General features: G+C 42.5%; 13 protein-coding genes and 1 other annotated feature. Of the genes, 3 read left to right on the forward strand and 10 right to left on the reverse strand.

All coding sequences use genetic code 11. The features are described from left to right. Nucleotides 1–72 precede the first annotated feature (72 nt). The 9 genes from CSV75_RS10580 to CSV75_RS10620 form a co-directional block, all read right to left on the reverse strand. The gene (locus tag CSV75_RS10580) at nucleotides 73–957 is read right to left on the reverse strand and encodes a C40 family peptidase (RefSeq protein WP_158231649.1); all 885 of its coding nucleotides are present in this window, start codon (nucleotides 955–957) and stop codon (nucleotides 73–75) included. After that, nucleotides 950–2,059, reverse strand: a complete 1,110-nt coding sequence (locus CSV75_RS10585; protein WP_099675784.1) for a mandelate racemase/muconate lactonizing enzyme family protein — start codon at nucleotides 2,057–2,059, stop codon at nucleotides 950–952. Before CSV75_RS10585 ends, CSV75_RS10580 begins: the two co-directional genes overlap by 8 nt. After that, the gene (locus CSV75_RS10590) at nucleotides 2,060–2,989 is read right to left on the reverse strand and encodes a S66 peptidase family protein (protein WP_099675785.1); all 930 of its coding nucleotides are present in this window, start codon (nucleotides 2,987–2,989) and stop codon (nucleotides 2,060–2,062) included. Nucleotides 2,990–3,243: 254 nt separating this feature from the next. After that, a complete protein-coding gene (gene trpA / locus CSV75_RS10595) occupies nucleotides 3,244–4,035 on the reverse strand; it encodes a tryptophan synthase subunit alpha (protein WP_099675786.1) in 792 nt (263 codons plus the stop codon). Further along, on the reverse strand, nucleotides 4,032–5,222 hold the full coding sequence (gene trpB, locus CSV75_RS10600; RefSeq protein WP_099673027.1) for a tryptophan synthase subunit beta: 1,191 nt from the start codon (nucleotides 5,220–5,222) through the stop codon (nucleotides 4,032–4,034). The genes trpA and trpB overlap by 4 nt, the downstream gene beginning before the upstream one ends. Beyond that, entirely contained in the window at nucleotides 5,206–5,838 is a 633-nt protein-coding gene (locus CSV75_RS10605) for a phosphoribosylanthranilate isomerase (RefSeq protein WP_099675787.1), read from the reverse strand. Before CSV75_RS10605 ends, trpB begins: the two co-directional genes overlap by 17 nt. Further along, nucleotides 5,835–6,623, reverse strand: coding sequence for an indole-3-glycerol phosphate synthase TrpC (gene trpC / locus CSV75_RS10610; protein WP_099675788.1), 789 nt, complete (start codon nucleotides 6,621–6,623; stop codon nucleotides 5,835–5,837). Before trpC ends, CSV75_RS10605 begins: the two co-directional genes overlap by 4 nt. Beyond that, on the reverse strand, nucleotides 6,620–7,651 hold the full coding sequence (gene trpD / locus CSV75_RS10615; protein WP_369825368.1) for an anthranilate phosphoribosyltransferase: 1,032 nt from the start codon (nucleotides 7,649–7,651) through the stop codon (nucleotides 6,620–6,622). Before trpD ends, trpC begins: the two co-directional genes overlap by 4 nt. Nucleotides 7,652–7,716: 65 nt before the next feature. Further along, complete coding sequence (locus CSV75_RS10620; RefSeq protein WP_233191645.1) at nucleotides 7,717–9,099, reverse strand: anthranilate synthase component I family protein; 1,383 nt, start codon at nucleotides 9,097–9,099, stop codon at nucleotides 7,717–7,719. Nucleotides 9,100–9,187: 88 nt separating this feature from the next. Next, nucleotides 9,188–9,407, reverse strand: a binding site (T-box leader). A 174-nt stretch (nucleotides 9,408–9,581) separates the two neighbouring features. Here CSV75_RS10620 and CSV75_RS10625 point away from each other — a divergent pair. The 3 genes from CSV75_RS10625 (at nucleotide 9,582) to CSV75_RS10635 (ending at nucleotide 14,435) form a co-directional block, all read left to right on the forward strand. Beyond that, complete coding sequence (locus tag CSV75_RS10625) at nucleotides 9,582–10,286, forward strand: pseudouridine synthase (protein ID WP_099675791.1); 705 nt, start codon at nucleotides 9,582–9,584, stop codon at nucleotides 10,284–10,286. Nucleotides 10,287–10,539: 253 nt separating this feature from the next. Beyond that, the gene (locus CSV75_RS10630; RefSeq protein WP_099675792.1) at nucleotides 10,540–12,957 is read left to right on the forward strand and encodes an EAL domain-containing protein; all 2,418 of its coding nucleotides are present in this window, start codon (nucleotides 10,540–10,542) and stop codon (nucleotides 12,955–12,957) included. 176 nt (nucleotides 12,958–13,133) lie between these two features. After that, the gene (locus CSV75_RS10635) at nucleotides 13,134–14,435 is read left to right on the forward strand and encodes a uracil/xanthine transporter (RefSeq protein WP_233191646.1); all 1,302 of its coding nucleotides are present in this window, start codon (nucleotides 13,134–13,136) and stop codon (nucleotides 14,433–14,435) included. Nucleotides 14,436–14,461: 26 nt separating this feature from the next. Here the strand turns inward: CSV75_RS10635 and CSV75_RS10640 are convergent, their stop codons facing one another. Then, nucleotides 14,462–15,073, reverse strand: coding sequence for an SAM-dependent methyltransferase (locus tag CSV75_RS10640; RefSeq protein ID WP_099675793.1), 612 nt, complete (start codon nucleotides 15,071–15,073; stop codon nucleotides 14,462–14,464). Nucleotides 15,074–15,109: the final 36 nt, after the last annotated feature.

The following is a 15,109-nucleotide window of genomic DNA, read 5'->3' on the forward strand; positions in this document are numbered from 1 at the left end:
AGTACGCTCTTTTCAGTATACATAAAAGAAGGGAGTGAACGCCAATACTTGCTTGATGTATTGCATAGACGATTAGATAATTCTACGCACACTACACACATTTTTAGCATATGCGGATTTTCTCAGTTCGATTTGTTCAATTAATTTTCCAGTTGCAGGTGCGTGTAGTATTTTCCCGTTGCCCACATACATCGCTACATGATGAATACGCTGCTCTTCATTCTTGAAAAAGATTAAATCACCTTTTTGCCAATCTGCAGTGTCGAGCGGGATCGGTCTGCCTTCTTCTGCCTGATCCACTGCATCACGCGGCAAACAAATTCCACATGCTTCCCATATAGTACGGATGAATCCTGAACAATCAAAGCCCCAGGCGGATAACCCCCCCCATAAATAGGGTAAACCAATGAAGCGTCTTCCTATAGTAAGCGGACGGTGAATAGATTCTTCCCCCACACGCTCGACATCAGATGCATTTAACAGTTTCCATCCATGCGGGGTCCAGACGCGGATCTTCTTGCCACGTCTTTCCGCAATAGGAAAAATGGTATTGAAAGAAACACGTAAAAAGAATGTACCTGATTCATCAAACAAAGCTGCCTTTGGGTTAGTCACTCTGACAAACTCTTCCGTCTGTATTCGTTTCTTCATGGAAAGTTGAACAAGCGGCACCCAGCCAGGATAGCCTCGCGGATCTTTGCGGGTTGACTGGGAGCTAGCAATTATACGCGCCCAGTCACCAACTACTTCTTCAACAATCACAGATTCACCGTATAATAACTGCGTTTGAATTTGATTATTGTCACTTAGCGCTAAACGTTCTTCATAAGATAACTGGGAAAGCCATCTATCGATTTGCACAGGGTGATTCAAAGCAGGAAGATCGGCCACACGAGGAGAATCGGGATCGGTCCATACTGTTGCAACACTTACCGCGCACATCCATTTCTCATTCACATGCATGCTCCTTCACCCATTGCATCATCCGTTTCGAATCAAAACCTAGTCCTGACTCCTTACTAAATTCCATATGCGATCCGTGATAGCGCACACCACCTGCAGAAAATTCTCCTGCCAATAATAGCGGGGCGTCTAAATCCACTCGCGTTATATTTAGCTGACTCGCTGCTATGTGGGCAGCTGCCGTCACGCCAATTGCTGTCTCCATCATACTTCCGACCATACACTCTATCCCATTTACTTCAGCTAATGCATTAATTTTCAAGGCCTCTCGGATTCCCCCCGACTTCATCAATTTGATATTCAGCACATCCACTGCGCGCATCTCCAGCAACTTTTTTGCATCTTTTGCTGAAAATAATGATTCATCTGCCATGATCGGCGTGCTTGTCTGTCTTGTCACGTCTCTCAAGCCTTCTACATCATATGCGGCAACTGGCTGTTCTATTAATTCCAAATCAACTCCGTCATCTTCCAACTGGCGAATAAGGCGTATAGCTTCTTTTGGTTTCCAGCCTTGATTGGCATCGAGGCGAATCGTGATACCTTGGCCGACGGTTTGACGAATAGCATGAATCCTTTCTCTTTCCTGTTGGAAATTACCTGTACCGACTTTCACTTTTAACGTATCGAAACCCTTGGCAACATGTTCTGCTGCTTCCTTGGCCATCTCAGTAGGTTTTCCGACACTGACCGTGAAATCTGTTTTTAGGCTTTGATGGTAGCCACCTAACATTTGTACTAAAGGTAAACCGCAAAGCTGCCCGAATAAATCATGTACCGCCATGTCAACTGCAGCCTTTGCACTCGTATTCCCTATAATCGCTTGTTGTATTCTTTCATATAGTACTTCACGCTGTATGATATCTAGACCTATCAATAGGGGTGCAAACACCTCATCAATAACATAACGAATGCTGCCGATGGTATCACCTGTTATGACATGCGTTGGCACCGCTTCCCCCCAGCCGATTAGGCCGTCGTCAGTTGTTAGTTTGATGATGACCGATTGCACGGCATGAACAGTTCGCAATGCCGTAACAAACGGTTTACGTAATAGAGATGACACGAGGAATGTTTCCACCGTGCGAATTTGCAATTACTCCACTCCCGGTAAGATAGTTAGCGTCTTGCTATTTGCATCCAAACGTCCTTTCACGCCAAATGGAATTGCGATATTCGGTTCACAATGACCGATACGGAATCCTTTTACAACAGGCTGATCAAATTTTCCGAAGTAATGTTCAAACACTTCATCCATTGTGAGTGAATCATTTGGCTTGCTCGGTGTCGCTTTAGCGAAATCACCTATCACGATACCTGCTGCTTCTCGAAGCTTACCTGCTAGACGTAATTGATTGAGTAGACGATCCACTTTATAAGGCTCTTCACCGACATCCTCAATTACAAACAATCGATTATTCGTCTTAATCTCAAACTCACTACCTAGACTGTTGACTAGTTGCGTCAAATTACCACCGACCACTTCACCTTCCGCAACGCCACCTACAAGTGTTTCGAGTGGCGAGATTGCTTCGGAATAATGAATTTCTACTGGCGTAAATAATTGCCCGAACATTTTGCCCGACATCTCATGAAACTCATCTTGTGCGACACATGATGCAAGCATCGGTCCATGGAATGTAACGAGTCCAGCTCCTTGACGAATCGCGGTATGTAGATACGTAATATCACTGAACCCCCAAAACACTTTCGGATGTTCGTGGATTAAATCTAGATCTAGTTGCTCTGCGTAGCGTGCCGAGCCGTAACCACCACCCGCACAAAGAATTCCCTTCACTTCAGGATCTTTAAACATCTCGTGCAAGTCAGCGAGCCGTTCCTCATCAGCCCCTGCCAAATAACCATTTTTCTTATACACAGATTGTCCTATCTTATAGCGCAGACCCAATTGCTCCAAAAATTGAAATGAACGCTCCAATACTTCACGTTCTACGGGACTAGCAGGTGCCACGATCCCAATTACATCACCCTGTACTAAATGTGCTGGACGAATCATTCTACTCATCACCCTTTCTACGTCCTACTTTATCATATTCAAGAAACTCCATCGTCATCACGAGATTTCGAATACAATGGAAATAGATTGTGGGTAATTTTTAAGTTATCCCCTTTATGAACAAATAATCCCCGACTTTTGTGTATAGTACCTATAAAGTTACTTAAATAACAGAATAAGTTATTCACAAACTCTCTGCTGTGGATAGTTTTATTTACATGAAAAAACGGACAACTGAAATGTATCAGTTGTCCGCCACATTATTAGCTATTGGTTAGTTGATTTTTGGATGCGCTAATTAACGTCTGAACCTTCTCGTAATCTCCTTCATGAAGGGCCGTCACAATGGCACTTCCAACGATAACGCCGTCAGCAAGTCCACCAAGGGTGCGAACGTGTTCTGGAGTTGAGATACCGAATCCAGCGAGAACCGGAACGGAACTTGCTGCCTTTAGACGCTCCAAGTGACCTTCTAGTTCTTCTGTAAATGATGAACGCACACCTGTGATGCCGTTTACTGTCACTGCGTAAATGAAACCTTCTGCCGCTTTCGCAATAGCTTCTATACGTTCGGTAGGGCTAGTTAGGGAAACCAATTGGATCAATGCCACCTCAGTGTCTTTCAATGCATCTTTTAGTAAGCCACTTTCTTCAAGCGGGAGATCTGGAATAATTAAACCGTAGACACCACTCGCTTCACAATCTACTGCTATAGACTGTAAACCATAGCTAAGCACAGGATTCAAATACGTCATGATTACTAAGGGAATCTTGACTTCTACTTTGAATGAAGCAAGTTCTTTCATAATCTTTCGTAATGTAACGCCTTCAGCTAACGCTCGCTCACCAGCTTGCTGAATAACATCACCATCCGCTACCGGGTCGGAAAAAGGTATACCCACTTCAATAGCAGTTGCACCGGCTTCTTGCAAGAATAATATGTTCTTCTTCAACGTCTGTAATCCGCCGTCTCCTGCCATGATATACGGTACAAACGCCTTGTTTCCCTGTTCATTACACTGCATAATCGCTTGTGTTACTAGTTTTTTTGTCATATTGATTGACCTCCTAGCGCATCACGTACTGTTTGCATATCTTTGTCACCGCGCCCTGATAAACAGATAACGACTAGCTGATCTTCTTTCATTTCTTTCGCTAACTGCACTGCATAATAAACAGCGTGTGCACTTTCAAGAGCCGGAATAATTCCTTCTACACGTGAAAGTAATTGCACCGCTTCAAGTGCCTGTTGATCCGTAACGGAATCGTACTGTACGCGCTGGATATCAGCCAAATGGCAGTGCTCAGGTCCTACTGCAGGATAATCGAGACCAGCGGAGATGGAGTGCGCTTCTTGAATAAATCCGTCATCGTCCTGCAATACGTACATGTAGGCACCGTGTAAAACGCCTTCTTGTTTACCCGCAATAGCTGCTGCATGTTTGCCTGTTGAAATTCCGCTACCAGCAGCTTCTACTCCGTACAACTTTACATCTTGATCATCAACGAACGGATGGAACATACCAATCGCATTACTGCCGCCACCAATGCAAGCTACGACTGCATTAGGTAGACGTCCCTCATGTTCTACAATTTGCCTACGTGTTTCATCACCAATAACGCGCTGGAAATCACGAACGATTTGTGGGAATGGATGCGGACCCAATGCTGATCCAAGTATATAATGTGTATCTTCTACATTGGAAACCCAGTAGCGCAATGCTTCATTGACCGCATCTTTCAATGTACCTGAACCTTTGTCAACAGAAACCACTTTCGTACCGAGTAGTTCCATGCGGAAAACGTTTAGTTCTTGGCGACGGATATCTTCTTTACCCATGAATACAACGCATTCAAGGCCGAGTAGCGCGCAAGCCGTAGCTGTCGCCACACCATGTTGACCCGCTCCAGTTTCCGCCACAACTTTTTTCTTGCCCATACGTATCGCTAGTAACGCCTGGCCAAGAGAGTTATTAATCTTATGTGCACCTGTATGATTCAAATCTTCACGCTTCAAATAAATTTTTGCACCACCAGCATGCTTCGTCAACCGCTCTGCAAAAAACAGGGGAGTTTCACGACCTACAAACTCTTTCAAATAATAATCCAGTTCCTTTGAAAACGCAGGATCTAGCTGTGCTTCTTCGTAAGCAGTTTCCAACTCCTGCAATGCAGTCATAATGGTTTCCGGAACGAACTGTCCTCCGAATTTACCGTAGCGTCCTTTAGTTTCTGTTGTCATGACGATCTCTCCTACCCTTCGCTGTATGAATGAACGTCTGAATGCGTTCTGAATCTTTTTGCTTCTCTATCTCCACTCCACTTGACACGTCAACCATATATGGATTCACTTGCCCGACCGCTTCCTGCACATTGCCTGCATGCAGTCCACCGGCTAAAATAATTTGCTCTTTTGATACCCCTACATCTTCAAGTAATGACCAGTCGAACGTCTTACCACTACCGCCTTTGTATTCAATACCTGGTGTATCGAATAAATAATAATCCACGTCATAGGTAGCAGCGAGTTTTACGTCATCATCACTTGTAATAGCAAGTGCTCTTATAGAAGGTAACCCCACTTGTTGAATGAAAGCCGGAGTCTCATCTCCATGGTACTGGATGTAATCCAATGGCACTTCATTAAATATCTTAAGTAGCTGCTCTTTCGTTTCATCAACAAAGACTCCGATCTTTAATACGGACGGTGGAATGAGTTTCGCCAATTTCTGTGCTTGCTCTAGCGTTACTTCCCTGCGGCTTGGTGCAAATACAAAACCTATAGCATCTGCGCCTGCATTTACAGCCGCTTGTACATGTTCCGGTTTCATCAGTCCGCAAATCTTTACCTTTGTCATGGGCGAATCACGTGTTTTTCTACTTGTAATGCTTGCAGGGCTTCTTTTACTGAATCACTGCGCATCAAAGATTCTCCGACAAGTACTGCACTAGCTCCAGCTTTTGCCGCACGTTCTGCATCCTCAGGTCCCCAGATCCCGCTTTCACTGATGAACACACGCTCTTCATCAAACGGGAAGTGTGACGCAATCCGTTCCGTCTGCGCTAGATCTACCTCGAATGTGTGCAGATCACGGTTGTTGACACCGATAATTCTCGCATCGATTGACAATGCGCGTTGCAACTCGTCCGTGTTATGCACTTCCACTAGCACATCCAAACCTTCTTCATTGGCATACGTATACAGACTTCCAAGTGTTTCGTCATCGAGTGCAGCCACTATTAATAAAATAACGGATGCACCTGCGCTTTTCGCTTGGTCAATCTGAATTTTATGGATGATAAAGTCTTTACACAACACTGCGATGGGCACAGCATCGGCTACTGCAGACAAGTCTTCAAATGATCCTTTGAAGAATTCATTATCAGTCAATACTGAAATACACGCAGCACCCGCTTCATAATAAGCTGTCGCTTGTTCAACAGGATTTGCACCTTCTGCAATCAAACCTTTAGAGGGCGATGCACGTTTCATCTCAGAAATAACTTGCAGTTTTTTCGCTTTTATCAACGTCTGATAGAGTGACGGACGTGTAATCTCCCGTTCTGGAAATGTCACGTTACTTGCTAGCAAATGATCCACTTCTATTTTCTTTTGTGCAATAATCTTATCTAAAATCGTCATTGGATAACCGCCTTTTGCCGAATCTTTTCGCTGAATGCGACGATGGCATCTAGTTTTTCTAGCGCCTTACCTGATAGAATACTTTCAGTAGCTACTTTCACACCTTCTTGAATTGTGGAAACTTGGCCATTTGCAAATAAACCGATTCCCGCATTTAACACGACTGTATCGAATTTCGGTCCACGTTCTCCATTTAAAATGGACCGGGTAGTTGCGGCATTTTCTACTGCGTCTCCGCCTTTAATTGCCGACAACGGTGCATATTCTAGCCCTACGTCATCCGCAGTCAATGAAAATGGAATTAAATCACCATGATCGAGAAGTACGAATTCGTTCTGGCCCGCAAGAGATGCCTCATCCATTCCGCCTGCCCCACTCACAACAATCGCTCTCTCCCGCCCTAACATCCGGAGCACTGATGCGTATTCCATGATGAAATCCGTACGATTAATACCGGTAAATTGAGTTTCAAGTGATACGGGATTCGTCAAAGGTCCAACCAAATTGAAGATCGTTGTCTTACCAATTTTGTTGCGTATAGTGCCGATCCGTTTCATTTTCGGATGAACAGCGGGCGCGAATAAGAATGCAATTCCTTGTTGTTCCAGTAAGTTTTGCATATCCGATATCTGGAAGTCGGAATGAATGCCTAGTGCATCTAGGACATCCTGACTTCCCGATGCGCTGGAGATTTTACGGTTACCATGTTTCGCAACCTGGACCCCAGCACCCGCCAAAACAAATGCAGCCGTCGTACTAATATTGAATGTATTGACTCCGTCTCCACCCGTTCCGCAGTTATCTAGATAACGTGCTTCTTTGGGTGTTAAGTCATTTGCATATGACTTCATAACGGATGCCAATGCCGCTAGTTCATGTGATGTTTCACCTTTTTTCGATAATGCAATCAAAAACTGTGCAATGAGATTTTCATCAGTTGCTTCATTAAACATCAGCTCGGCAGCTTCTTTCATCTCTTCATACATAAGGTGGCGTTGCTTCTCTACTATGCTTAAAAACTTCTCCATACTCATCTCTTCCCTTCTCGTCTAGATGTTCACTTGATCGTTCGGCACGGCTTGAACCTAGGCAATCACTTTGTCATTTCCGTTGCTTCTAGTAAAGAACGGGCTTTATTGGACGTTTCTTTATATTCTAATGAAGGTACAGAAGCCTCTACTATCCCGGCACCTGCCTGAATATACGCTTTGCCTTCTTTTACAAGCATTGTACGAATCGTCAATGCGAAGTCGATATTCCCGTTTAGACCAATGTACCCGATGGCGCCACCGTAAATTCCGCGATGCTGGTCTTCTAGTTCATCAATCATATCCATAGCAACCGATTTAGGGGAACCTGTTACAGTGCCTGCTGGCATTGTCGCTTTCAGTGCATCCAACGCATGTAAGCCTGGTGCAAGGTCACCCGTCACCTCAGAAACTAAGTGCATAACATGTTCATAGCGAACTGTTTCCAAGTAATTTGAGACTTCAATCGTTTCGGGACGACAGACTTGTTGCAATTCTCCCTTACTTACTTCCACTAGCATATCGTGTTCGGACAGCTCTTTCGGATCATGGCGTAATTCGATTTCGAGCGCTTTGTCTTCCGCTTGATCTCGTCCTCTTCTGCGCGTGCCCGCAATCGGATTTGTCAATACTTTATCTCCAGTGACACGGACGAGACTTTCTGGTGACGTCCCGATTACCGTATGATCTTCGAACTCCATGTAATACATATATGGAGATGGATTGCGGCGGCGCAGTTTACGATACAACGCAAATGGGTCACCTGTAATATCTGCTTCAAAGCGACGTGACAAAACGACTTGTTCCGCCTGTCCTTCTTTAATCGCATCAATAACAATTTGGACACGACGCTCAAACTCTTCTTTAGAGATGGCACAACGATAATCAGAAAGTGAAACACTATCCTCTTTATCGACGGAACCATTCACAATCATGTCTTCGATAGCGTCTAAGTCAGGCGCTTCGTATACCGGATTGATTTCTGTATGCAGTAACGTCACTTCATGCAATTGATGGTCATAGATGACGATGGTGTCATAAATATTAAAGTAGACATCCGGCACCTGAAGATCATCAGCTGTTCGCTGTTCACCATTTCTAGCTGCACCGTATCCTACATAACCAACCGCACCGCCTGTAAACGGAAATCCTGCATCTTCCGTAATACGAGGCATGAGGCGCTTCAATAAAGTATAGAGATCCCCTTCGTGCGTATATGTTCTATTCGTTGAGTAGACGATCTCTTCTACTACACCATCCCGACCACGATAGGCTTTTTGGGGATTCAGTCCAATGAATGAATACCGCCCTGACCCATCTGCTTGCGAAGAACTCTCCAACAGGAACTTATGATTTCCTTTCAATCTTCTAAATATCAAAATAGGGGTTAAGGAATCTCCTTCAATCTTTCGCGTCGTTACCCGTAAGTTCTTCTGCTCTGTCATCATGATCATTCTCCTCTTCTCTATGGACTGTTGTATAATTCGTCTGGTTAAATAGAAAAAGCCCTCTGCAAACAGAGCCAGTTAGCCTGTTGCAGAGGACGATTATGTAACCGCGTTGCCACCTCAAATTGAAGCACCGAAGCACTCCCACTTTATGTGTTTTCACACTGCCCTTAACGCGGGCAAACGTCTGTTTTTTATCAAAACAGCTGCCATAAGTCCATTCACGAACGATGTGTATCAGTTTTCACCAACCACTGATTCTCTAGGAAGCACATGCAATCGCTACTCTTCTTATTCCTATCTTTTCGCTATTCTCTTCTCTGCTAACTCATCTTATCTGCCGGGACGATTCCGCTATCGAAACCTTCTGTCCATCTAGTTATTATATTTATCTTAATATGCTGAATCTTTAATGTCAACAATTTCTTACGGGAAAAATGCTATAATTAGCTTAGTGTAACAAGTGCGGGAGGAGAATCTATATGCGGATCAATAAATTTCTTAGTGGTGCAGGTATTGTATCCAGACGAGGTGCAGATCAGTGGATTGCTGACGGTCGTGTGAAAATCAACGGACAACTCGCGGAACTCGGAAGTAAAGTCGAGGCAGGCGATCAAGTAGAAGTCGATGGCAAGCTAGTCGAACAAGAAGAGCAGTTAGTGTATATTGCACTTAATAAACCAGTAGGTATCACTAGTACAACAGAACGTCATATTGAAGGTAATGTTGTAGACTTTGTTAACCACCCATTAAGAATTTTCCACATCGGACGTTTAGACAAAGATTCCGACGGTTTATTACTATTAACGAACGATGGCGATATCGTCAATGAAATCCTAAGGGAAGAATACGGGCATGAAAAGGAATACATCGTGACTGTGGATAGTCCCCTAACCGCCTCATTTATTTCACAAATGGAAAATGGAGTGAAGATTCTCGATACCGTAACGAAACCTTGTACGGTGAAAAAACTCGGTCCTAAAACTTTTTCTATTATTTTAACACAAGGTTTAAATCGTCAAATCCGCAGAATGTGTGCAGCGCTTGGCTATCATGTACGCCGCTTGCAACGTGTGCGGATCCTTACCATTGAACTCGGCGATCTTGCCATTGGGGAATGGCGTGAACTAACAGATGCAGAACGAAAGAAGTTGTTTAAAACACTTCATTACGAACCGAAAAGATAAAAGATCATGGAGGCCCCACAAAGCTTCCATGGTCTTTTTTCTATGCAATGCTCTGATATTTACAACAGCTCTAATAACCTACATATATTTCCTTCGAAAACTAGTTCAAAACTCTCTCATTCGTGCTATAATCAGACAGTTAATATATTTATTTCTACCTATTAGGTATTTTTATATAACTTTATAAATTTCTACTATCAAATTAAGGACTATTCTATTTACCTAACTTTTTTAAAAGAAAGGTTGTGCATATATGCCGTTATATACTCCTAGTATTTCTTCACATTTATCCACACTACTAGATGAAAAGTTCTGCATCTCACTCATCGACTTAAGTGGCCATCTCACCTATGTAAATCAGAACTTTTGTGAGCTGACAGGTTATAGCGAGGATGAGTTAATAGGTAGAACGTGGGGAAAGTTAAATAAAGAGATCTCTATTAAAGAGACACTTCATGTGCTTACAAAGCACTTTATCCACAATGCCGTCTATCAAGTAGCTATACAGATTTACTCTAAGTCAGGTACAGTACACTGGTTAGATACCACCATTGTACCCATGTATGATACTGCAGGAAACTTAACGGGTTATCTCTCTCTCGATATTGATGTAACTGGATCAAAACTGGTGTCAAACGAATACGTCAAAACACGTGCAGACTTGCAAAACTTTAAATATGCACTGGATGAATCAGCAGTAGTGGTTATTACCAATCCGCAAGGCGTCATTACATATGTCAATAACCATTTCTGTACCCTTTCGGAATACTCACGTAGGGAACTGATCGGCAAAACGCATCGGGTAGTCAACTCGGGTACACATCCAAAAAGCTTCTTTGCGGATATGTGGGAAACGATTCAGTCCGGTCGAGTATGGAGAGGCGTGATCCGTAATAAATCTAAGTTTGGAAGGTTTTATTGGGTCCATACTACTGTCGTTCCATTCATTGGTCCCGATGGTAAGCCGTTTCAATACATTTCTATACGCCAAGACGTGACATCTCAGATGGAAGCGGAAAAGTCATTGGAATTGGCATTAAAAAATGATTTTACAATGACCGTAAAAAATCTTCAAAATGCTATATTTAAATACTCTTTTGATGAAAATAATCAAATCAATATTACATTACTAGAAGGAAAAGTAGCCGAACAACTTGGCGTCACTGCAAACACACTTAATCAGCTCATCTCCAATAATACATTTAACTCGTCTACATTTAAGCGACAGCTTCTTGGGGCTTTACTCGGCCGGGTTGGACAGTTTGAAATTGACTATCATTCCAGAACCTTTCTAGTTTATCTCTCTCCTATTTTTGAAGGTGAGAATGTAGTCGAAGTTGTCGGTACCGCCAGTGATATTACCGATCGGAAAGAAGCTGAACGTTTAGTCGAACATATGGCATTTCACGACCACCTAACTGGATTACCAAATAGAAGGTTACTAAAACAGACAGTAGAAGACTTGATTGAGACCCGTGTAAACAACCAGGAACCTTTTGCCCTACTTTATATGGACTTGGATCGATTTAAGAATATTAATGATTCCATGGGCCATTATGTAGGCGATCAACTGCTTAAAGCGGTTGGGGCAAGATTACAAACACTCGTTAGACAAAATGACTTGGTCGGTCGACTTAGTGGAGACGAATTTCTTATATTGTGTTCTTCTATGACGAAACAAGGTGCCCAAATGGTCGCCCAGCGAATCGTCGATGAAGTATCAAAATCCTTCCTTATCGATTACTTAGAAATTTTTATTGCTCCGAGTATCGGAATCAGCATGTTTCCAGACGATGGGGCAGAATACGATACGCTTATTCGTAATGCGGATTCCGCTATGTATTTAGCCAAACAATCGGGTAAAAGTACCTATCAATTTTTCACAGAAGAGCTTTATAAAGACTTAATGGAACGAACGTTAATTGAGATGGAATTACGTCAAGTACTCCATAAAAAAGAATTGTCATTGCATTACCAGCCACAATATGAATTTAACACAGGAAATATAATTGGTGTAGAAGCATTGGTACGTTGGCAACATCCTTCTAGAGGTATGATACCTCCCGGACAATTCATATCTATAGCAGAAGAAACTGGCATGATTCTGGCGATTGGTTTGTGGGTGCTAGAGACTGCTTGTAGACAGGCGAAAGAGTGGCAAGACTTAGGCTACACTTCACTATTAATGAGCGTAAATGTTTCGTTACGTCAGTTTAAAAGTATTAGTTTCGTGGCAGATGTTAAAGACACACTTCATAAAACGGGCCTGCAACCACAATATTTGAATATTGAAATTACAGAGAGTATGACATCTGACGTGGTCTATTGCCAAAGTATTTTACAAGAGCTGCGTGCTATCGGCATTAAAATTAGTATCGATGATTTCGGAACAGGCTATTCTTCATTAAGTTATTTATCTAAGTTTCCTCTGACCCATCTTAAAATTGATCAATCTTTTGTCAGAGAACTGCATTCAAATTCGGTTATTGTCAAAGCTATTATTGATTTGGCTAAGAACTTACATTTACGAGTAATTGCTGAGGGAGTCGAAACTTGCGAACAGGCCGAATTTCTCAAGAAACTTGAATGTGATGAAGCACAAGGTTTCTTGTATTCCCGACCGGTACCTCCTAACGAACTTTTACTGTTACTTACTAATATAAAATCGTAAAAGGTAGCCAGCAGACAGACGTCTGTTGGCTATTACTAGTATGTGCGGTTGTCAGTAAATTACATTTTCATCACGGTACTACTAGAAATATTATTCTTCCTATTAATTTTGTGCTATAGTTTTCTTTATATTTCAATTCTTTTGACATACAAAGATATCTACAGGGAGAGATGTGAATGCGTTCTACACAAATGCGGTATTCAATTACTGCGTTAGCCGGATTTCAATGGTTGTTCTTTATGTTCGCCAATACAGTTGTAATCCCTATTTCAGTCGGTACTGCTTTTGAGCTTGAGCAAATAGAAATTGTCTCTGCTATACAGCGCTCATTTATTTTTACGGGAATTGCTTGTTTACTGCAAGGAGCATTTGGACATCGATTGGCATTGATGGAAGGTCAGTCAGGTTTATGGTGGGGCGTAGTACTCAGCTTGGCCGGAACTGCGAGTGCAATGGGCTTAAGCTTAACTACAGTTGGAGGTAGTATTGCAGTAGGCGCCATGATTTCCGGTGTACTGGTAGCTACACTTGGCATGCTCGGCATGGGTGATATTCTGAAGAAATGGTTTACACCTACTGTCATGTTCGTGTTTTTACTATTGTTGGCTAATCAGTTGATTACCATTTTCTTAAAAGGAATGATTGGTCTCAATGACGGTGAATTCATCAGTTTATCGAAAACTATATTTTCATTCGCTCTAGCGGGTCTGACAATTCTGGTTCATGTGAAAGGAAAAGGAATCATCAGTAGCTTGAATTTGCTTATCGGTATGTCGGTCGGTTGGATTAGTGCTGTGCTGATTTTTCCGCAAGTAGCTACTGAAACGATAAAAACCACACCGTTTATCCAATGGTTTCCCTGGGGTGAACCGACACTTGAGATCGGTATCGTAATTACAGTGGTCATTACAGGTTTATTGAATACGACGAATACAATCGCTACCCTAAAAGGTGCGGAAGATATATATGAAAAAGAAACTACTAAAACACAGTATAAAACTTCATTTCTCATTACAGGTGGAATGAATATCGGAGCAGGTGCGTTAGGCCTCGTTCCGTATGCACCTTATGCATCATCTATCGGCTTTCTGCAGTCCAGCGGAATAAAGGACAGAGCTCCATTCTTTCTCGGGTCCATACTGTTTATCATACTCGGACTCGTACCACCGTTAAGTGCATTTTTTTCGACTATCCCTCAAAGCGTCGGAAACACGGTATTATTTGTAGCATACTTACAGTTATTCCGGTCTGCTTTGCGCAACGTGGAAGGATTAACATTCGAACCTAAAACTATATATCGGGTCGCATTACCTGCACTTCTTGGGTTATCCATCATGACACTGCCAGCCACTGTGTTTTCTTCACTTCCTGAGCTCGTTCAACCTCTATTATCAAGCGGGTTGCTAGTAGGCATCTTAGCTGCACTTTTGATGGAATTAATTTTCTGGATTGCTCAGCGGTTCGGTCATTCTACGTGAATAAAGTTCAGTCCTGATCTACATGATCAGGGCTGTTTGTATGTATAGACTAAGAAACGCTCTGCTTTGTCGTGAATTTGCAAATGTGTTATCGGTATCTCCGCTATTTTTTCGAATAATGGGTGACGATGCAAGAAATAAACATATTCATCAGTCGGATAATATAGAATGATTTCCAATGTACGAGGAGAGTTTTCAACTGACTTTACAATCCGTTGAACTACAGTACGAAAAATATCCAAAGAAAATGGATTAAAAAAGTAGAATGTCACGGCATCTGCCGGAATGATGTAACTCTCCGCTATACAGCATTCAAATGAAATAGATCCTGGTCTCTTAGGAAAGGCTTGCCGATAATCCATTAAGTTGGTCATTGCATTTTGGTGTAACACACTATTCATTTCAATACCTATCGTGTCCAAACAAAAGAGGTGATTTACATAAAAAGGTACTCTTCCTTTTCCACAGCCAAAGTCGATCAAGCTCCCCTCTTTTAGGAGATCATGTTCGGCAAATAAATAGTCTAGCACTTCGTAAGGCGTTGCTTCATAACGATTATAATGAGCAGACTGATGAATCCACTCTCTAATACCAAGTGTTTGGATGTGTAAGCGTTTATCCATAGAGTGCTCCGGCATGGCTCTATCCCCTTTCTAGTGATCTGACAGTAAAGT

Origin of the sequence: Sporosarcina sp. P18a (assembly GCF_002743135.1) — a bacterium.
In the GTDB taxonomy this organism is placed as follows: domain Bacteria; phylum Bacillota; class Bacilli; order Bacillales_A; family Planococcaceae; genus Sporosarcina.

Excerpts from the sequence above, each read along its gene's own strand:
- CSV75_RS10590 (WP_099675785.1), bottom strand. The coding sequence starts at position 2,989 with ATGAGTAGAATGATTCGTCCAGCACATTTAGTACAGGGTGATGTAATT.
- trpA (WP_099675786.1), bottom strand. The coding sequence starts at position 4,035 with ATGACAAAAAAACTAGTAACACAAGCGATTATGCAGTGTAATGAACAG.
- trpB (WP_099673027.1), bottom strand. The coding sequence starts at position 5,222 with ATGACAACAGAAACTAAAGGACGCTACGGTAAATTCGGAGGACAGTTC.
- CSV75_RS10605 (WP_099675787.1), bottom strand. The coding sequence starts at position 5,838 with ATGACAAAGGTAAAGATTTGCGGACTGATGAAACCGGAACATGTACAA.
- trpC (WP_099675788.1), bottom strand. The coding sequence starts at position 6,623 with ATGACGATTTTAGATAAGATTATTGCACAAAAGAAAATAGAAGTGGAT.
- trpD (WP_369825368.1), bottom strand. The coding sequence starts at position 7,651 with ATGGAGAAGTTTTTAAGCATAGTAGAGAAGCAACGCCACCTTATGTAT.
- CSV75_RS10620 (WP_233191645.1), bottom strand. The coding sequence starts at position 9,099 with ATGATGACAGAGCAGAAGAACTTACGGGTAACGACGCGAAAGATTGAA.
- CSV75_RS10625 (WP_099675791.1), top strand. The coding sequence starts at position 9,582 with ATGCGGATCAATAAATTTCTTAGTGGTGCAGGTATTGTATCCAGACGA.
- CSV75_RS10630 (WP_099675792.1), top strand. The coding sequence starts at position 10,540 with ATGCCGTTATATACTCCTAGTATTTCTTCACATTTATCCACACTACTA.
- CSV75_RS10635 (WP_233191646.1), top strand. The coding sequence starts at position 13,134 with ATGCGTTCTACACAAATGCGGTATTCAATTACTGCGTTAGCCGGATTT.
- CSV75_RS10640 (WP_099675793.1), bottom strand. The coding sequence starts at position 15,073 with ATGCCGGAGCACTCTATGGATAAACGCTTACACATCCAAACACTTGGT.